The sequence below is a fragment of the Vogesella oryzagri genome, from assembly GCF_040148885.1.
Taxonomy (GTDB): Bacteria; Pseudomonadota; Gammaproteobacteria; order Burkholderiales; family Chromobacteriaceae; genus Vogesella; species Vogesella oryzagri.
The window spans coordinates 298,149-316,776 of sequence record NZ_JBEFLD010000005.1 but is presented as its reverse complement, the minus strand read 5'-3'; the positions used below and the strand labels follow the sequence as shown (position 1 = coordinate 316,776).

Genomic DNA, 18,628 nt, shown 5'->3' with positions numbered 1-18,628 from the left:
TGATAAACGAACCGTAACCCCGGGAGTCTGCACATGCTGATTCTGCAAGCCGAACGCGACGCGCTGCTCAAACCCCTGCTGGCTGTAACCGGCATCGTCGAGCGCCGTCACACCCTGCCGATCCTGTCCAACGTGCTGATCGAGAAAAAGGCCGACGCGGTGAGCTTCCTCGCCACCGACCTGGAGATCCAGATCACCACCGCCAGCCCGGACGACATGGCTGGTGAGGCATTCCGCCTGACCACCTCGGCCAAGAAATTGCAGGATATCCTGCGCGCCATTCCGGGCAACGCCACCGTGACCCTGGAACAGCAGGATGCCGGCCGCCTGACGCTGAAAGCCGGCAAGAGCCGCTTCAACCTGCAGACCCTGCCGGCGGACGATTTCCCGCTGCTGACGGCCGGCAGCGCCGCCGAAGCCAGCTTCCAGCTGAGCCAGCGCGACCTCAAACGCCTGATCGCCCAGGTGCAGTACGCGATGGCGGTGCAGGACATCCGCTACTACCTCAACGGCCTGCTGCTGCAGACCGAGGGCAACCAGGTGCGCCTGATCGCCACCGACGGCCACCGCCTGGCATTTGCCTGCGCCGACATCGACGCCACGCTGGCCAAGAGCGAAGTGATCCTGCCGCGCAAGACCATCCTGGAGTTGTACAAGCTGCTGCAGGATAGCGACGAGCAGATCAACATCGAGTTGCTGTCCAACCAGGTGCGTTTCAGCTTTGGCAGCACCGTGATCATCAGCAAGGTGGTGGACGGCAAGTTCCCGGACTACAACCGCGTGATCCCGCTGGATAACGACAAGATCTTCCTGATCGAGCGCGTTACCTTCCTGCAGGCGCTGCAGCGTGCCGCCATTCTGGCCAACGAGAAATTCCGTGGCGTGCGGCTGGTACTCAAGCCGGGCGCGATGTCGATCCTGTGCACCAACAGCGAGCAGGAAGAAGCGGAAGAAGAGCTGGAAATCGCCTTCCAGGGCGGCGAGCTGGAAATCGGCTTCAACATCAACTACCTGCTGGACGTACTGACCAACCTGCCGGCCGACACCCTGCAGCTGGCCTTCGGCGATGGCACCCGCTCCGCGCTGGTAACCATCCCGGACAACAGCAACTTCAAGTACATCGTGATGCCGATGCGCATCTGATGCGTGGGCAAGCGCGTGGGGCCCGCCCCGCGCGCGCTGTTGCGGCCAACGTTGGCCGCAGCCGGTAGGGCACCAAGCCCCGGACGAATCAAGACAAGAGTGGTTTTATGAGCGAACAGGAATACGGCGCAGACAGCATCAAGGTCCTTAAAGGACTGGACGCAGTCCGCAAGCGCCCCGGCATGTACATTGGCGATACCCAGGACGGCACCGGTCTGCACCACATGGTGTTCGAAGTGCTGGACAACGCCATTGACGAAGCACTGGCCGGTCACGCCGACACCATCAAAGTCACCATTCACCCCGATGAATCCATCTCGGTGGAAGACAACGGCCGTGGCATCCCTACCGACATCCACCCGGAAGAAGGCCGCTCCGCTGCAGAAGTCATCATGACCATCCTGCACGCCGGCGGTAAGTTCGACAGCAACAGCTACAAGATCTCCGGCGGCCTGCACGGCGTGGGCGTATCGGTGGTGAATGCGCTGTCCGACTGGCTCAAGCTCAAGATCTGGCGCAACGGCCAGGTGCACGAAATGGAGTTCAACCACGGTGAAGCCGTGGCCCCGCTCACCATGACCGGCCACACCAACCACCGCGGCACCCAGGTGACCTTCCACGCCAGCGAAGCCACTTTCGGCAAGATCGAATTCCATTTCGACATCCTGGCCAAGCGCATCCGCGAACTGTCCTTCCTCAACGATGGCGTCGCCATCGCCCTGATCGACGAGCGCAACGGCAAGGAAGAGAACTTCGCCTTCTCCGGCGGCGTGGCCGGTTTTGTCGGCTACATGAACCGCAACAAGAATCCGCTGCACGCGAAAGTGTTCCACGGCATTGGCGAAAAAGACGGTATGACCGTGGAAGTGGCGATGCAGTGGAACGATTCCTACCAGGAAAACGTGCAGTGTTTCACCAACAACATCCCACAGCGCGATGGCGGCAGCCATTTGACCGCGCTACGTCAGGTGATGACCCGCACCCTCAACGGCTACATCGAAGAGAGCGAAGTGGCCAAGAAGGCCAAGGTCGACACCACTGGTGACGACATGCGCGAAGGCCTGACCTGCGTGCTGTCGGTCAAGCTGCCGGATCCGAAGTTCTCCAGCCAGACCAAGGACAAACTGGTGTCCAGCGAAATCGGCCCGGTGGTCAACGAAGTGGTCAGCGAAGCGCTGAAGAACTTCCTGCTGGAAAACCCCAACGAAGCCAAGATCATCACCGGCAAGATTGTGGAAGCCGCCCGCGCCCGCGAAGCCGCGCGCAAGGCGCGCGAGATCACCCGCCGCAAAGGGGTGATGGACGGTCTGGGCCTGCCGGGCAAACTGGCCGACTGCCAGGAAAAAGATCCGGCGATGTCCGAACTGTACCTGGTCGAGGGTGACTCCGCCGGCGGCTCCGCCAAGCAGGGCCGCGACCGCAAGTTCCAGGCCATCCTGCCGCTGAAGGGCAAGATCCTCAACGTCGAGCGCGCCCGCTTCGACAAGATGCTGCAAAGCCAGGAAGTGGCCACCCTGATCACCGCACTGGGCTGCGGCATCGGCAAGGACGAATACAACCCGGACAAGCTGCGCTACCACCGCATCATCATCATGACCGATGCCGACGTCGACGGCGCGCATATCCGCACCCTGCTGCTGACCTTCTTCTACCGCCAGACCCCGGAGCTGGTGGAGCGCGGCCACATCTACATCGCCCAGCCGCCGCTGTACAAGGCCAAGCACGGCAAGCAGGAACGCTATCTGAAGGACGACTTCGAACTGAACCAGTACCTGCTGCAACTGGCGCTGGACAAGTCTGAACTGGTACCGGCCGAAGGCGAAGCCGCACTGTCCGGCGACACCCTGGCCGAGATTGCGCGCCAGTACCTGCAGGCCCGCGCCGCCATCGAGCGCGAAAGCCGCGTGGTGGATCCGCTGGTGCTGCACGCGCTGCTGAAGGTTGGCCGCATCGCGCTGGACAGCGAAGCCGTCGCCAATGCCGCCCGCAGCGCCCTGGCTGCCGTGCTGCCGGAAGAACTGATCGCGCTCAGCGTGCTGCGCGACGAAAAGAACGACGAATGGATGATCAAGATCACCCGCAAACTGCACGGCAACGTGCAGGTAACGGTGCTGGATCAGGACTTCCTGGATACCGCCGACTACGAAGTGCTGGTGAAAACCGGTGACATGCTGCAGGGCCTGCTGCGCGAAGGCGCCACAGTAAAACGCGGCGAAACCGTGAAGCCGGTAAGCGAATTTGGCGATGCGTTGGACTGGCTGCTGGCCGAAGCGCGCAAGGGCCTGTCCATCCAGCGCTACAAGGGTCTGGGCGAGATGAACCCGGGCCAGCTGTGGGAAACCACCATGGACCCGACCGTGCGCCGCCTGCTGAAAGTGAAAATCGAAGACGCCATGGCCGCCGACGATGTATTCACCACCCTGATGGGCGACAACGTGGAACCACGTCGCGAATTCATCGAACGTAACGCGTTGATTGCACGGAATATTGACGTGTAATTGTGTAGGATCCCACGAATATCTAGATATATTCCACTTTTCTAGATTTTTGGGATTCTGCTCTCTGTACTCAGCTTAGCAAATGGCCTCCAAGTTCGGAGGCCATTTTTCATTTTCAGCTAAGACAGGCGATCTGTCGCATCTGGTGCCGCTTGCCGTTTATCTTGAGATTCTTACTAAAACGCCTGTCGCGAAATTTCCTGTGGGTACATATTGCCCATCGGCTGATTGATTAGGCTGACGATATGCCCCTTGAGTTGGTTGTTTTCCTGGGTGAAGTTGAACACGCGATCTCCCTCCTTAAAGATGGTTTGCGGACCGAAGAATTGCTCGGTGCCGTACCAGATAGGCCCGTAGGCGTAGCGTAATTTGTAGGCACCCAGCGGCACGGTGGTGTGGTACTCCTGCGCCGGGAATACGAACAGGCTGATCACCGGCTGGTTGGTATTGGCATCCACCAGCTTCAGGTAGTAGCTGTTGCTGCCATCAGGCGTCTTGACGGTAAACGGGGCAATCCTTGGCGCCGGTGTCCACATTTCCTGATCGCCTTGCATGATGGCGACAGGCGGCGGCAACGGCGGCGCAGGGGTGGGGATGACTTGGGCGATTTGCGGTGGCACGACTACTGCTGGCGGCTGGTCGGGTATGGCGCTGTGCGGCCAGTGCTGCAGGAGCCAGATGCTGGCCAGGCCGCCCAGCGCCCACGGCACAAGCCTGCCGATGGTCCATTGGGATGGCTCGCCCTTGGCGGCTGGCGAGAAAACACGGCAACCGCAGTTGGGACAGTAGCTGGCGGTTTTGCCGGCCATGGTGATGTGCGAGGTGTGACCGCAGCTGCACTGCACCTGTGTGGTCATTTGTCTGTCCTGCATGGCTGCCCACCTTGAATCGATATGACTTGACCATGGCATGATACATCGCTCATGCAATTGTCGTGCGCTACCGGGGTGGCGGATGGCCGTGTACCGTGGCCTGGCGCTTTGCTTGGTCGTGCGGCGCGGCCTGCGGCCAACGTTGGCGGCAAGGCGGCAGGCTAATGTGCGACCACTGCGCCGCCATCCTTGCGGCCACGCTTCGCCCGCCTCAGCCCACGCTGCGCGCAAACACCGCATTCGCCATATAGCGCCGCAGCCAGCGCAGCAGCGGGGCATCTTCCTGGCCGGCGCGCCAGTACAGGTGCACTTCCAGCGCCGGGAAGGCTAGGTCCTGGGCGTGGATTTCCACCAGCTGGCCGTTCAGCGTCGGGTAGCGCGCGATGTTCAGCGGCAGCACTGCCCAGCCCTGGCCCATGGCGGCCTGTTCGGCAATCACGTACAGGCTGTCGGTGCGCCACAGTTGCGGGCTGATGCGTTCGTCGGCGTCGTCCAGCACAAAGCGCGGCGTCACCAGAAGCTGGCGGTAGCGTGCCAGCGTCTGGCGGTTGAGCGCCGGCTCTTGCAGCAGCGGGTGCTTGCTGCCCACCACCAGCACCCGCGGCACCGCGCCCACCGGTTCCGAGGCCAGCGTGGCGTCGGCGGGGATGCGGCGGAACGCCAGGCCGACATCGGCGTGGCCGGCGCGCAGCCACTCGGCAATGTTGGCCGCCGAGCCATGGCACAGCGTCAGTTCCAGCTGCGGGAAGGCCTGGTCCAGCGCCTGTACCAGCTCCAGTTCCGCAGGGTAGGGCAGGCCTTCGTCCAGAGCCAGCGTAAGCTGCTCGGGGCGGCGGGTGGCCAGGGTCAGCGCGCGGTTATCGAAATGGCGGCATTGCCGCAGCAATTCCTGCGCTTCGGCCAGTAGCACGCTGCCGGCGCTGGTCAGGGTGGGCAGCCGCCCGCTGCGATCGAACAGCTCGGTGTCCAGGCTGGCTTCCAACAGCGCAATCGCGGTGCTGACTGCCGATTGGGCGCGCCCCAGCTGGCGGGCGGCGGCAGAAAACGATGGCGCCTCGGCCGCGGCGACGAAGGTGGCCAGTTGTTCCAGCGTCCATTTCATCTATCTGTCTTTCAGATGGTTTCTATCTTTAATGTACCTGAATATCAGATATACGATGGCGGCAATTGGTCTGCGGGCAGACGGGGTAGCGGCCCCGCTGTGTCGTGCCGGCCGGAAGGAGGTGCAGGATGAACAGCTATCTGATGCTGGCGATTGCCATCGTGGCCGAAGTGGTGGCAACCAGCAGCCTGAAAGCCAGCGACGGCTTTAGCCGTTTGCTGCCCAGCGTGCTGGTGGTGGTGGGCTATGTGATTTCGTTCTACCTGCTGCCGCAGATCATGAAAACCCTGCCGGTGGGCATGGTGTACGCCATCTGGTGCGGCGTCGGCATCGTGGCGGTGGCCCTGGTGGGGCAGGTGTTGTACAAGCAGATGCTGGATGGGCCGGCCTATCTCGGCATCGGCCTGATCGTGGCCGGTGTGGTGGTGCTGCAGGCAATGTCCAAAACCTCCGGCCATTGAGCTGGCCCCGCCGCCAGCGTGCCCGGCGCTGCCAGATGGCGCTGGGGCGCCAGCAAACAGCCCCCGTTGCGACGGGGGCTGTTTGCTTATGCGGCGGCTAAGCGCGCCGGCATGCGGCCAACGTTGGCCGCACGGCTCAGTTCAGCAGCTTGTGATAGTGCTTCTTGATCGGGTCGGTCTTCTGCAGTGCGGCCTTGGCGGCGGGCAGGTCGTTGGCTTTTACCGCCAGGCTGACGGCGGCCAGTTGCTGTTGCAGCTCCTTGATACCCTTGTCGTAGCTGGGCTGGTTCTTTTTCAGCGGCAGCGTGCCGGCCTTGTTGACGTCGTTCTGCAGCTGGGCGAAGTACTTGTTGAAGTCCGCCATGCTGCTGCTGGCCAGAGCGGCCTTCATGGTGGTCTTCATGTCCTTCATTACGGTCTTGATTTCACCGGCCCGGGCCGGGGTGGTGGCCAGACAGGCGATGGCGAGCAGGGCCAGGCCCAGGCGGGTGGTGTTGCGGATGGCGGTCATGGTGCGGCTTCCTGTGCGGCGTGGAGATGCCGGCACTGTAGGCGGCCAGGATTAGTGGCCGCTTAACGGTGCCGCGCCATCGCCGGCGATGATCTGCGGGATGCGGGCACGGATCTGCTGCATGCCTTGCTCAAAGCGCAGGCGGGCGCGTTCGCCCTGCGGATGCTTGCTGCTGAAGCCGATGTAGGAGCCCTGGCTGCCGGCAGTGAACAGGTAGCGCAGCTGCTGCGGAGCGATGCCGGCACCGGTCAGCAGCCGCTGTTCGGTCTTTTTGGCGTCGATGATCAGCACCGCGTACTGGATGCGCCCGGCCAGCAGCTTTCGCAGCAGCATGCTTTCGTTGTTGGCGTAGTCGATGCGCAGCCGGCTGCCGATGCTGTCGAGGCTGCGCGGGTACTCATAGCCGTTGACCAGCCCGATACTGCTGCCCGCCGGTATCTCGTCCAGGCTGGCGGCGCCGGCGCGGGTGTTGCCGCTGGCCGTGTAGACGCGAGCCTCGGAGCTGAAGATGGGCTGGCTGGAAAACGTCACCTGGCCGCGCAGCGCCGGCTCCCACGCCATGTTGAAGCAGGCCGCCGCCTCGCCGGCCAGCACGCTGGCCTTGCAGCGCGCATAGGGCACCACGATCAGCTTGATCGGTACACCGGCGGCGTCAAAGGCGGCGCGCACGATGGCGTTGGCGTAGCCGCTGCCATTGCTGTTGGACCACGGGCTGGCGGCGTCTTCCACCATCACCGGCAACGGCGCGGCATGGGCGAGGCTGAGCGGGAGCAGGGCAAGCAGCAGGCGGCGTTTCATGGGCGGCTACTCTCGGGTGACGGCTACATCGAATTATGCGCAAAAAGATGCGGCGATGGTGTCGCTTGTCACTGCCACGGTGACCGATGCCAACGGCACGGGGCTGTGCTGGCGGGTCGCCCTGCCGGGCGGCGGACATTAGCGCCACACTGCCTGCGGCCTTCTGGCGCCAGGGCCTGCGGCCAACGTTGTGCCATCGGGCTGGCCGTCCACGCGTGTGCTGCCGGCAGTGCCAGCGCTGGGCCGCGGTGGCCGATGCCAGCCGGCTGCGTGCCAGCTGCTATCCGGGTATCCGGCGATGGCGTCCGCGCTGGCTGCGCCGGCTAGCGCACGCGGCCCCACCATAGCCCGGTGCTGGCAGTAAAGCTGCCATCGGCTTCCAGCTGCAACGCGCTGGCCACCTCCTGCGGCGCTTCCTGCTGCAGCTGGCGCAGCATGGCGACCTTCTCCGGCGGCGTGCGCATGCGTGTCACCCAGCTGGCAAACTCCAGTCGCAGCGGCCAACTGTGATGCGCCAGCAGCTCGATGCCGGCGTCGTCCAGCAGCGTGCGCCACTCGCTGTCGCTGCGGTCGCGCACGTGCGAGCGGTCGCGCAGCAGCTCCCAGCATTGCAGATGGGTGTCGGCCAGCGCGTCTGCCGGCGCCTGCACATCGATGATCAACACATGGCCGCCGCGGCGGGTGACGCGGCGCATGTCGGCGACACCGGCGGCCAGATCCAGCCAGTGGTGGGCGCTGTAGCGGCTGGCCACCAGCTCGAAGCTGGCATCGGCAAACGGCAGCGCGCCGGCGTGGCCGGGCTGGGTGACGAGGTTGCCCAGGCCGTTGGCCACGGCGGCGGCGCGCACGGTGTCCAGCATGGCGGGGGCCGGGTCCAGCGCGGTGATCTGTGCCAGCAGCGGTGCCAGGTTGAAGGCCAGGTGGCCGGCGCCGCAGCCGACATCCAGCGCCTGCGCCTGTGCGCTCACGTTGGCCGCTACCAGCTGCCGCGCCTGCGCCAGATCGGGGCCGGCGGCGTGCACGGCACTGCTGAGATAGGCTTGCGCCTGCGGGTCGAACTGCTGGGTAGTGGCTTGCTGGTGGGCTTGCATGGCGGGGCTCCGCGGGGTTGAGTGCCACCACCGTAACCGGGCCTGGGTACCGGTACAAGACGGGTGGTTATCCTGTTATAAGCAGTAACAGCTTGCGCGCTAGCACCAAAGTCGCAGCCGCCTGCTGCCCGCCGCCGCCATGCCGGCGCTGAAATATGCGCTATGGTAGCGCCATCGCTATCGTCATTACCGGAGCCGAGCATGCCGCTGTCGCCACGCGCCCACACCCTGCTGCTGACCTGGATCGCGATGCTGGCGTTTGCCGGTAACTCGCTGCTGTGCCGGCTGGCGCTGGCGACCACGCGCATCGATGCCGCCAGCTTCACCCTGCTGCGGCTGGCCAGCGGCGCGCTGGTGCTGGCGTTGCTGGTACGCGGCCGTGATCGGGTGTGGCCAAAAAGCGGCAGCTGGGCCGGCGCCGGCGCGCTGTTTGTGTATGCGGCGGCGTTCTCGTTCGCCTATCGCCACCTGCCCACCGCCACCGGTGCCTTGTGTCTGTTTGGCGCGGTGCAGGCCAGCATGATCGGCTACGGCCTGTGGCAGGGTGAAAGGTTGGCCGCACGGCAGTGGCTGGGCTTTGGCTGTGCGTTGGGCGGCCTGCTGCTGTTGCTGCTGCCGGGGGTGTCGGCGCCGCCGCTGGCCGGCATGCTGCTGATGCTGCTGGCCGGCGTGGCCTGGGGCGTGTACTCGTTGCTGGGGCGCCGTGGCGGCGACCCCACCCAGCTGACGGCGGGCAACTTCCTGCGCGCGGTGCCGCTGGCGCTGCTGCCGATGCTGCTGTGGCCGCCGGCGCAGCTGCCGGCGTGGGACGGCGTCGCCTACGCACTGGCTTCCGGCGCGCTAGCCTCCGGCATCGGCTATGCCATCTGGTACACCGCGCTGCGCGGCCTGGGCGCCGCCACCGCGGCCACGGTGCAGCTGAGCGTGCCGCTGCTGGCGGCCGTGGCCGGCTGGCTGTTGCTGGGCGAGGCGCTGGACTGGCGCACCGGGCTGGCGGCGCTGGCGATCCTGGGCGGCATCGCGCTGGTGATCGCCGGCCGCGTGGGCCGGGTCTAGCCGGCGCGGCGCCCCGGCGGTGGCTGACGCTGCTTGCGCATCTGCACTACCATAGCGCGATTCACCCCGGATATTTGTTGATGCGCTATTTGCCCCTGTTGCTGCTGTGCCTGCCGCTGCCTGCCCTGGCACTGGATTATCAGGTCGAGATCGATGCACCGCTGCTGCTGCAGCCGCTGCTGGAGGAGAACCTCGACCTGGTGCAACTGCGTGCCGACGACACGCTGCAGGAGCGCGACCTGGCGGCGATGCTGGAAACCACGCCCGGCGAGGTGAAAACGCTGCTGGAAACCGAGGGTTATTTTGCACCGGAAGTCAGAGTGCGCCGCGACGCTAACCGGGTGCGGGTGAGCGTGCGCCCCGGGCTGCCGGTAACGGTGACGCAGGTGACGCTGCAGTACCGCGGCGCGGTGACGCAGGAGGCCGACTACGCGCGCTTCGTGGCCGACGCCGAGGCGGCCTGGAGTCTGCCGCAGGGTGCGGTGTTCCGCCAGGGCGACTGGGACGACAGCAAGAAGGCCGCGCTGCGCCCCCTGCTGCTGGAGCGCTTTCCGCAGGCGCGCATCGCCGCCTCGCGCGCCGAGATCGACCCGGCCAGCCGCCGCGCCACGCTCAGCGTCACCATCGATAGCGGCCCGCGCATCCGCTACGGCGCGCTGCAGGTCAGCGGCGCGCAGCGCTACCCGGAAAGCGTGATCCGCGGCCAGGCCAACTTCAGCGAGGGCAGCGATTTCCGCCAGCAGGACATTCTCGATTACCAGGGCAGCCTGGAAAAAGACAGCCACTACAGCGGCGTGGTGGTGGCGCCGCTGTGGGAGCAGCTGCAGGACGGCAGCGTGCCGATCGGCGTCACCGTCAGCGAGGTGCAGCGGCAGAAACTGGACCTGGGCCTGAACTACAGCACCGGCGACGGCCCCGGCGTGCGGCTGGGCTACGAACACTACAACCTGTTCCGCCGTGGCTATACCGGCTCGGTGGTGCTGGACTGGAAGCGCGACAAGCAGCAGCTGGACCTGGGGCTGGGTTTTCCGCGCCAGGTGGGCGGCTATTCGCACGCCATCAACCTGCACGCCAGCCATGAGGACAGCAACGGCGTGCTGACCGACGGCCGCGAACTGGGCGTGTTCCGCATCCGCCAGAACGGCAATGTCGAATCGCGGCTGGGGCTGGAATACGTGCTGGAACAGGAGCACGAAAACAATGTACTCACCCGCGACAGCAAATCGCTGATTGCCTCCTACGGTTGGACGCAGCGCGCCATCGACAACCTGCTGCGTCCCAGCAGCGGCTACCTGCTGGAGGCACAAGTGGCGGCCACGGTGGGCGATCTGGGCTCGGACACCCGCTTTCAGCGCGGCTACGTGCGGCTGGCCAATTACTGGTCACCTAACTGGCTGCGCGGCACGCTGGTGTCGCGGCTGGAAGGCGGCCAGGTGTTTGCCGCCGACACCACCGAAGTGCCGACCTCGCGGCTGTTCAAGGCCGGTGGTGTCAACAGCGTGCGCGGTTACGAATACCAGAGCCTGGGGGTGGAGGAGAGCGACGGCAGCATCAGCGGCGGCCGCGTGCTGACCACCGCCAGTGTGGAATACCAGTATCCGGTGACGCAGAACTGGCGCGCGGCGGTGTTTGTCGATGCCGGCGATGCCGCCCAGTCGTGGCAGAAGCTGAACCTGGCCACCGCCTACGGCGTGGGCGCGCGCTGGCTCAGTCCGCTGGCGCCGCTGGCGTTCGACATCGCCCACGGCAACCGCGACAAGCGCTGGCGCTGGAACCTCAACCTGGGTTTGGCGTTCTGATGCCGCAGATGACGCCTCCCGAACTCGACTCCATTACCGCCGCCGCACCGCCACCGGTGCCGCCCGCGCCGCGCCGCCGCCGCTGGTGGCCGTGGCTGCTGGCCACGCCGCTGCTGTTGCTGCTGAGCACCACCGCGCTGCTGATCTGGCTCACCACCAGCCAGGCCGGTTTTGCCACCCTGTGGCGCTGGGCCGACAGCCTCAGCGGCGGCAGCCTCAAGGTTGGCCGCAGCGAGGGCACGCTGTGGCAGGGCTTTACCCTGCAGCAAGTGCGCTGGCAGCGGGCTGGCACGCGGCTGGACATCAGCCGGCTGCAGCTGGCCTGGCAGCCGACGGCGCTGTGGCACGGGCAACTGCATATCCGCCAGCTGGCCATCGGCGACATCCGTTATGCCGGCAAGCCGGCCGCTAAACCGGCCGCGCCGCCGCAGGTGCCGCGCTCGCTGGCGCTGCCGCTGCCGGTGCGGCTGGATGCCTTGTCGATCGACAGCTTCAGCCAGCCGGGGCAGCCGCTGCTGTCGGCGCTGCGTGCCGATTACCGTTATGACGCCGGCCGCCACCGGCTGAGCCTGCGCCAGCTGGACACGCCGTGGGGCGGGGCCACCGTCGGCCTGACCGTGCTGGATGCGGCGCCATTCCAGCTGGCCGGCCAGTTGCGTTACCAGGGCGTGCTGGAGGGCGTGCGCGCGCGCGGCGAGCTGGCGCTGGCCGGTTCGCTGCTGCAGCCGCGGCTGGCGGGTGAAATCGCCGCCCGAGGCCTGCTGATCAAGCTCAGCAGCGAACTGCAGCCGTTTGCTGCGGTGCCGCTGCAGCGCCTGCGCCGGCTGGAGGCGCGTGTCGGCGGCGTCAACCCGCAGGCACTGCTGCCGGGGCTGCCGCAGGCACGGCTGGCACTGGCGGTCAGCGTGGTGCCGCAGGATGCCGATTCGGTGCGCGGCGGCATTTCGCTGCTCAACAGCGCGCCGGGGCCGCTGTCGGCGCAGCAGATCCCGCTGTCGCTGCTGTGGGGCGAGTTCCGCATCGATGGCGACACGCTGCGTTTGCCCGGCCTGCAGGCGCAGCTGGCCGGTGGCGAGCTGACCGTCAGCGGCAGCGCCGCGCCGGATGCACTGGCGCTGGATGCCCAGCTGCGCAATATCGACAGCCGCCAGCTGCACGCATCGCTGCCATCGCACCTGATCAACGGCGAGCTGCACGCCGCCGGCCGCGCGCGCTTGCCGCAAGTCCGCATCAAATTAAGCAGCGGCGAGCTGGGGCTGGACGGCCGCCTGCGGCTGGCGGAGGCGCCGCGCCGGCTGGAAGTGGCGGAGCTGGCGCTGCGCACCGGGCTGGGCCGCTTGCAGGGCGAGGGCAGCTGGCTGTTCGACCGCCGGCAATTGGCCTTTAGCGGCAAGTTGCAGGGTTTTGATCCGGCCCGGGTCGACGCCCGTTGGCCGCATGGCAGCATCAACGGCACGCTGGCGAGCCATGCCAATCTGGCCGCGGCACCACAAGGGGATGTGGCGTTGCAACTGGCCGGCAGCCAGCTCAGCGGCGCGCCACTGGGCGGGCAGTTCCGCCTGCAGTGGCAGCCGCAACGGGTGGCGCAACTGCTGGCCGACCTGACGCTGGGGCGTAACCGGCTGCAGGCCAGCGGCGCCTACGGCCGCGCCGGCGACACGCTGGCGCTGCAGCTGACGGCGCCGCAGCTATCGCTGCTGGGGCCGGCGTTCGGCGGCGAGCTGAGCGCCAGCCTGCAACTGGCCGGCACCCCGGCCAAGCCGGACATCAGCGCCAAACTGGCGGCGCACGCGCTGCGGCTGCCGGGTGCGATCAGCATTGGCAGCCTGCAGGGCGAGGGCAGCAGCGGCTTGCAGCAGGACAGCCCGTTCCGCGTGCAGTTGAGCGGGCGCGAGCTGCGTGGTGGCGGCCAGCTGCTGGACAGCCTGCAGCTGAGCGCCAGCGGCAACCGCGCCGCGCACCAGCTGCAACTGGATGCCCGCGGCCAACTGCAAGGCCAGCCGCAAACGCTGGCGCTGGCGCTCAGCGGCGGGCTGGCGCCGCAAACCCTGCGCTGGCAGGGCCGCCTCAACAGCCTGCAGGCCGGCGGCGGCGTGGCGCTGCGGCTGGAGGCGCCCACTGCGCTGCAACTGGCCGCCGATGCGGTCTCGCTGGGTGCCAGCCGCTGGCAGGCGCTGGGCACGCAATGGCAGCTGGATGACAGCAGCTGGCAACGCGCCAGCGGCTGGCGCAGCAGCGGGCGGGTGAACAACCTGGCGCTGGCGGCGCTGTCGCCGTGGCTGAAGCTGCTGCTGCAGCAGGATCTGGTGTTTGCCGCAGACTGGGCGCTGAGCGGGCAGCAAGGTTGGCCGCAGGGCCGTCTCAACCTGCGCCGCGAGCGCGGCGACGTGCTGCTGCCGCAGCCGCAGCGCAGCCCGCAGCCGCTGGGTCTGACGCGCGCCGAGCTGCAACTGGGGCTGGGGCCGGCGGCGCCGCTGCGGCTGCAGCTGGACAGCCGCTTCGGCCGCGTCAGCGGCGAGGGCACCTTGCAGCTGCCGGCCAGCGGTACGCTGGACGCGGCGCAGATTGCCGCCCGCGTGCAGCTGGCGGTGCCGACGCTGGGCGCCTTCCAGCAGTGGCTGGGCAATGGCTACGATCTGGACGGCGCGCTGAGCGCCGACGTGCGCCTGAACGGCCCGCTGTTGGCGCCGCTGTACCACGGCGACATCACTGGCCAGCAACTGCGTTTCAGCGAGCGCAAGAACGGCATCCGCCTAGAAGACGGCGTGCTGGCGGCGCGGCTGCAGCAGCGCACGCTGCTGGTGGACAAGCTGAGCTTCGGCAAGCGTGGTGAATTGCAGGCCAGCGGCAGCCTGTCGCTGGATGGCGACCAGCCGGGTGCCGCCGTCAACCTGCGGCTGACGCGCTTCGCGCTGATCGAGCGCCCGGGGCGGCGGCTGACGGTATCCGGCAACAGCCGCATCACCCTGGAGCAGGGCAAGGTGTTCCTGCGCGGCGAGCTGGGCGTGGACCAGGCGCGGCTGGAGCTGCCCAAGCTGGGCGGGCCGCGGCTGTCGTCCGATGTGGTCGTGGTCGGGCGCGAGGTGGTGGCCGATAGCAACACCACGCTGCCACTGGGCGTGGACCTGAACATCGGCCTCGGCAATGACTTCCGCTTCAGCGGCAATGGGCTGGATGCCTGGCTGGGCGGCAATGTGCGGCTGCTGGCCGAACCCGGCGGCGAGCTGCAGGCGCGCGGCCAGGTGCGGGTGGACAAGGGCCGCTTCAAGGCCTACGCCCAGGACATGGATATTGACAAGGGCCTGATCACCTTCAACGGCGCGCTGGATAACCCGTCGCTGGACATCCGCGCCACGCGGCGCAATTCCAGCGTCGGCGCCGGGGTGGAGATCAGCGGCTCGGTGCTGCTGCCGTCGGTGAAGCTGGTGGCGGACGAGGCGATGTCGGAGAAGGACAAACTGTCGTGGCTGGTGCTGGGCCGTGCCGCCACGGTGGGCGACAGCAGCAACGGCATGGGCGGCGCCTCGGCCGGCGGCCTGCTGGCCGGCATGCTCAACGACCGCGTCGGGCTGTTCGACGACGTCGGGGTGCAGTCGCGCGCCGCCACCAGCAGCGACGGCACGGTGAACCCGGCCGAGCAGGTGGTGACGCTGGGCAAGCAGCTGACGCGCGAGCTGTACGTCGGCTACGAATACGGCCTGAAGAGCGCGGAGCAGGCGGTGCGCATCAGCTACCAGCTGTCGCAGAAACTGTCGCTGATCGCCCGCGCCGGGCGCGAGGCATCCAGCGAGTTGCGCTATACGCTGCGGTTTGATTGAAGGTGGGCAGCAGCTTGGTAGGGCGGAGGCGCCACCTAGCCAAGCCCAGCGCTTGCCGCGTCTGGCTTTGTATCCGCTGCGCGGATGCTGTTTGCCGTCGCCGGCACTCTGCGTCGGGCCTGCTGCTGCCGCGCCACGTTGGCCGCAGGCTTGCTACGCTTTGAATCGGCCGCTTTCCCGCAGGGGCGATCCGCCAACATGCGGCCAACTAGATGGCGGAGTGACCTCCTCCCGGCATGACTACTCGACGCTGGTCACCTCTGCCGCCACCAGCGCTGCCGCTACGTCCAGCGGCAGCGGCTTGCCGGTGAGGTAGCCCTGCACCGTGTCGCAGCCCAGGGTGAGCAGGGCGGCAAACTCTTCCTCGGTTTCCACCCCTTCCGCCAGCGCTTCCATGCCCAGGCTCTTGGCCAGGGTGATGATGGCCAGCACGATGGCGGCGTTGTCGTGGCGGCTCTGCAGGTCGGTGACGAAGCAGCGGTCGATCTTCACCGTGTTGGGGGCGAAGTTCTTCAAGTAGGCCAGGCTGGAATAGCCGGTGCCAAAATCGTCCACCGCCAGGTGCACGCCCAGCTGTTTCAGCTGCGCCAGCGTCTGCTGCACCACGCCGGTTTTTTCCAGCAGTGCATTCTCGGTGACCTCGATTTCCAGCTGCGCCGCCGGCAGGCCGCAGTCGTGCAGGATGCGGCCAACCTCGGCGGCAAAGCCCGGCTGCGCCAGCTGCCGCGGCGAGGCGTTGACGGCGATGGTCAGCGGCGCGGCCGCATCGCGCGGCCACTGCGCCGCCACCTGGCAGGCTTCGCGCAGCACCCACAGGCCGATGTCCACGATCAGGCCGGAGTCTTCTGCCACCGGGATGAAGCGGCTGGGCGGGGTGCTGCGGCCGTCCCGGTCGGTCCAGCGCAGCAGCGCCTCGAAGCCGGTGAGGCGGCGGTCGCGCATGCGGTACTTGGGCTGCAGCACCAGGTGCAGCTCGCCGCCGCTCAGCGCCTGGCGCAGGCGGCTTTCCAGCAGCAGGCGCTGGTTGGCTTCCTGCGTCATGTGGCGGGTGAAGAAGCGGAAGCTGTTGCGGCCGCCGGCCTTGGCGTCGTACATCGCCATGTCGGCGTTTTTCAGCAGCAGTTCGGCGCTGTTGCCGTCGTCCGGGCTGATGGCGATGCCGATGCTGGCGCTGACCACTAGCTGGTGGCCGTCCAGCGAGAACGGTGCCTGCAGCGCTTCCAGGATGCGCTCGGCCACGCTGGCGGCCTGGGCGCTGTCGGCCAGCTCCGGCAGGATGATGACGAACTCGTCGCCGCCGGTGCGGCCAACGGTGTCCATGTCGCGCAGTTCGCCGCGGGTGCGCTGCGCCACCGCCTTGAGCAGCGCGTCGCCGGTAGCGTGGCCCAGCGAATCGTTGATGTTCTTGAAGCGGTCAAGGTCCATGAACAGCACCGCCACCTTGTGGCTGCTGCGCTGGGCGACGCGCAGCGATTGCTGCAGGCGGTCGGACAGCAGCAGGCGGTTGGGCAGGTCGGTCAGGTAGTCGTATTCGGCCAGGTGCTGCACCCGCGCCTCGGCGGCCTTGCGCTCGCTGATGTCGGCGAACAGCGCCACGTAGTGGGTGAGCTGGCCGTGCTCGTCGCGCAGGGTGCTGATGGTGAGCCATTCCGGGTACACCTCGCCGTTCTTGCGGCGGTTCCAGATCTCGCCGGCCCACTGGCCGCGGGCACGCAGGTGGTTCCACATGTCTTCGTAGAACTGGCGGTCGTGACGGCCGGACGAGAACATGGCCGGGGTGTGGCCCAGCGCCTCGCTCTCGCTGTAGCCGGTGATGGTGCTGAAGGCGCGGTTGACGGCCACGATGTGGCTGGTGGCGTCGGTGATCAGGATCGCCTCGGTGCTGGCCTCGAACACCTTGGCGGCCAGCCGCAGCTCGTGCTGCTGCGCCACGCGGGCGCTGATGTCGCGGGCGGTGGCGCAGTGGAAGCGCTCGCCGCCGAAGCTGACGCTGGAGTACTGCACCTCCACGCTCAGCGGGCCGTGGCGGCTGTCCAGCACCAGTTCGTGCTGCAGGTGGTCGCAGGTCAGTACCGAGAACAGCTGCTCCAGCGCCTGGGCATGCGGCGCGGTAAAGCAGTCGCGCGCGCGCTGGTTCTGGTACACCACCTGGCCGTGGGCGTTGCGCAGCACGATGATGTCGGCGGCGCTGTCGCTCATGTGGCGGGTCAGCTCGATGTCGCGGGCGCCGGCTTCCAGCTGGCGCTGTTTTTCTTCCAGCCGCAGGCGGTAGTCGTTGGCCAGCCGGCGCATCCAGCGCGAGTAGTACAGCGAGAACAGCAGCGCCAGCAGCAGGGTGATGGCGAAGATGGCGCTGGTGGCGATGATGCGGTTGCGGGTGGTGGCGGCCAGCAGGCTGGCGTCGTCGCGGTTGCCGCTGTCGGCCAGCAGCTCGGTGGGCGCCACCGCCAGCACGCGCCATTGCCACTGCGGCATCACGGTGAGGTAGGCGGTGTAGGCGACGCGGCGCGCGCCTTCCTGTTGCTCGAAGCTGAACACGCTGCCGCTGCGGGCATTGGCGGCCAGCGCCTGCAGCATGCTGCTGCCGTCCTGGCGCGGCGGGCTGCCGTCGAAGTTCAGCAGCACCTTGCCCTGCTGGTCGAACACGGCAAAGCCGCTGCGGCCAACCACGTGCTGCCGCGCCAGCAGCGCCAGGCCCTGCTGCTGCAGGTCGGTGTCCACGTTGTGCACGTATTCGCCGCCGCCGATCAGCCAGTGGTAGGGGGCGAAGTAGCGCACGTAGGCGATTTTTTCCGACATCACCCGCTCGCCCGGGCGGAACCAGCGGTAGCTGGCAAAGCCGCGCTGCTGCCGGCTGCCTGCCGCCTGGATCAGCGCGCGCATGATGTAGGTGCCCTGGTCGTCGCGGTTGTCCAGCAGCGACTGTCCTTCGCGCTCCGGCGCGGTGGGCAGCAGCAGGCAGTCGCCGGCCATGCTGTCGACAAAGAAATAGCCGCGGCCATCGAAATAGCGCAGCGGCCGCAGAGCCTCGATGATGTCGCGCTGGATGTGGGCGGGCGGGCGGCTGTCTTTCTGCCGCTGGTACAGCGCGGTGGCCAGCGTGTGGGCGGTATCCACCTGTTCGCGGATGCGCTGGCGCAGGATGGTGTCGGTCTGGCTGTGCAGGCTTTCCAGCATCAGGCGGCCATGCTCGCCCCAGGCGCGCATGAAGGCCTGGCTGCGCAGTTCGCCCTGGCGCAGGTTGGCCGCACGGTTGGCCTGGTAATCCTGCCAGTGCTGGTAGAAGAAAAAGCCGGCCAGCAGCACGACGACGGTCGTGACCGCTCCCAGCATGCCGAATAGCTGGAGGCGGGCCAGCTTGTTCTGGGCGCGATGCATGTGTGTGCTTCTTGTGTGGCGGGTGGGTGGGGCGATTATAGGAATGGCGCCAGCGCCGCCGGTTGATATTTGTCAGGGCCGGCAGCTTTATGACAGCGCAT

Annotated in this window: 12 protein-coding genes; 6 read left to right on the top strand and 6 right to left on the bottom strand. The window is 67.2% G+C overall.

Translation table 11 applies throughout. The features are described 5' to 3' along the window. Positions 1–33: 33 nt before the first annotated feature. Entirely contained in the window at positions 34–1,143 is a 1,110-nt protein-coding gene (gene dnaN, locus ABNW52_RS11635; protein WP_349587855.1) for a DNA polymerase III subunit beta, read from the top strand. Between the two features lie 107 nt (positions 1,144–1,250). Next, positions 1,251–3,641, top strand: a complete 2,391-nt coding sequence (gyrB, locus tag ABNW52_RS11630; protein WP_349587853.1) for a DNA topoisomerase (ATP-hydrolyzing) subunit B — start codon at positions 1,251–1,253, stop codon at positions 3,639–3,641. A 176-nt stretch (positions 3,642–3,817) separates the two neighbouring features. Here the strand turns inward: gyrB and ABNW52_RS11625 are convergent, their stop codons facing one another. Next, positions 3,818–4,498: a hypothetical protein gene (locus ABNW52_RS11625; protein ID WP_349587851.1), complete on the bottom strand. Its 681-nt coding sequence runs from the start codon at positions 4,496–4,498 to the stop codon at positions 3,818–3,820. Positions 4,499–4,724: 226 nt separating this feature from the next. Continuing rightward, positions 4,725–5,615, bottom strand: coding sequence for a LysR family transcriptional regulator (locus ABNW52_RS11620; RefSeq protein ID WP_349587848.1), 891 nt, complete (start codon positions 5,613–5,615; stop codon positions 4,725–4,727). Between the two features lie 128 nt (positions 5,616–5,743). Between ABNW52_RS11620 and ABNW52_RS11615 the strand changes: the two genes are divergently transcribed. Then, positions 5,744–6,076: a DMT family transporter gene (locus tag ABNW52_RS11615; protein WP_349587846.1), complete on the top strand. Its 333-nt coding sequence runs from the start codon at positions 5,744–5,746 to the stop codon at positions 6,074–6,076. A gap of 136 nt (positions 6,077–6,212) precedes the next feature. Here the strand turns inward: ABNW52_RS11615 and ABNW52_RS11610 are convergent, their stop codons facing one another. The 3 genes from ABNW52_RS11610 to ABNW52_RS11600 form a co-directional block, all read right to left on the bottom strand. Continuing rightward, positions 6,213–6,587: a cytochrome b562 gene (locus ABNW52_RS11610; protein ID WP_349587843.1), complete on the bottom strand. Its 375-nt coding sequence runs from the start codon at positions 6,585–6,587 to the stop codon at positions 6,213–6,215. Positions 6,588–6,638: 51 nt separating this feature from the next. Then, positions 6,639–7,385, bottom strand: coding sequence for a substrate-binding periplasmic protein (locus tag ABNW52_RS11605; RefSeq protein WP_349587840.1), 747 nt, complete (start codon positions 7,383–7,385; stop codon positions 6,639–6,641). 323 nt (positions 7,386–7,708) lie between these two features. After that, positions 7,709–8,476, bottom strand: a complete 768-nt coding sequence (locus ABNW52_RS11600; protein ID WP_349587838.1) for a class I SAM-dependent methyltransferase — start codon at positions 8,474–8,476, stop codon at positions 7,709–7,711. A 201-nt stretch (positions 8,477–8,677) separates the two neighbouring features. Between ABNW52_RS11600 and ABNW52_RS11595 the strand changes: the two genes are divergently transcribed. The 3 genes from ABNW52_RS11595 to ABNW52_RS11585 all read left to right on the top strand — a co-directional run bounded on the left by ABNW52_RS11595 (position 8,678) and on the right by ABNW52_RS11585 (position 15,149). Beyond that, positions 8,678–9,532 (top strand): DMT family transporter, encoded by an 855-nt coding sequence (locus tag ABNW52_RS11595; RefSeq protein ID WP_349587835.1) that lies wholly within the window; start codon positions 8,678–8,680, stop codon positions 9,530–9,532. 80 nt (positions 9,533–9,612) lie between these two features. Continuing rightward, positions 9,613–11,331: an autotransporter assembly complex protein TamA gene (locus ABNW52_RS11590; protein ID WP_349587833.1), complete on the top strand. Its 1,719-nt coding sequence runs from the start codon at positions 9,613–9,615 to the stop codon at positions 11,329–11,331. A gap of 8 nt (positions 11,332–11,339) precedes the next feature. Next, positions 11,340–15,149 (top strand): translocation/assembly module TamB domain-containing protein, encoded by a 3,810-nt coding sequence (locus ABNW52_RS11585; protein WP_349587830.1) that lies wholly within the window; start codon positions 11,340–11,342, stop codon positions 15,147–15,149. A gap of 240 nt (positions 15,150–15,389) precedes the next feature. Here the strand turns inward: ABNW52_RS11585 and ABNW52_RS11580 are convergent, their stop codons facing one another. Beyond that, positions 15,390–18,527, bottom strand: coding sequence for a bifunctional diguanylate cyclase/phosphodiesterase (locus ABNW52_RS11580; protein WP_349587827.1), 3,138 nt, complete (start codon positions 18,525–18,527; stop codon positions 15,390–15,392). Positions 18,528–18,628: the final 101 nt, after the last annotated feature.

Bases quoted from the DNA above. Each gene is read 5' to 3' on its own strand.
- dnaN (WP_349587855.1), top strand. From the start codon at position 34: ATGCTGATTCTGCAAGCCGAACGCGACGCGCTGCTCAAACCCCTGCTG.
- gyrB (WP_349587853.1), top strand. From the start codon at position 1,251: ATGAGCGAACAGGAATACGGCGCAGACAGCATCAAGGTCCTTAAAGGA.
- ABNW52_RS11625 (WP_349587851.1), bottom strand. From the start codon at position 4,498: ATGACCACACAGGTGCAGTGCAGCTGCGGTCACACCTCGCACATCACC.
- ABNW52_RS11620 (WP_349587848.1), bottom strand. From the start codon at position 5,615: ATGAAATGGACGCTGGAACAACTGGCCACCTTCGTCGCCGCGGCCGAG.
- ABNW52_RS11615 (WP_349587846.1), top strand. From the start codon at position 5,744: ATGAACAGCTATCTGATGCTGGCGATTGCCATCGTGGCCGAAGTGGTG.
- ABNW52_RS11610 (WP_349587843.1), bottom strand. From the start codon at position 6,587: ATGACCGCCATCCGCAACACCACCCGCCTGGGCCTGGCCCTGCTCGCC.
- ABNW52_RS11605 (WP_349587840.1), bottom strand. From the start codon at position 7,385: ATGAAACGCCGCCTGCTGCTTGCCCTGCTCCCGCTCAGCCTCGCCCAT.
- ABNW52_RS11600 (WP_349587838.1), bottom strand. From the start codon at position 8,476: ATGCAAGCCCACCAGCAAGCCACTACCCAGCAGTTCGACCCGCAGGCG.
- ABNW52_RS11595 (WP_349587835.1), top strand. From the start codon at position 8,678: ATGCCGCTGTCGCCACGCGCCCACACCCTGCTGCTGACCTGGATCGCG.
- ABNW52_RS11590 (WP_349587833.1), top strand. From the start codon at position 9,613: ATGCGCTATTTGCCCCTGTTGCTGCTGTGCCTGCCGCTGCCTGCCCTG.
- ABNW52_RS11585 (WP_349587830.1), top strand. From the start codon at position 11,340: ATGACGCCTCCCGAACTCGACTCCATTACCGCCGCCGCACCGCCACCG.
- ABNW52_RS11580 (WP_349587827.1), bottom strand. From the start codon at position 18,527: ATGCATCGCGCCCAGAACAAGCTGGCCCGCCTCCAGCTATTCGGCATG.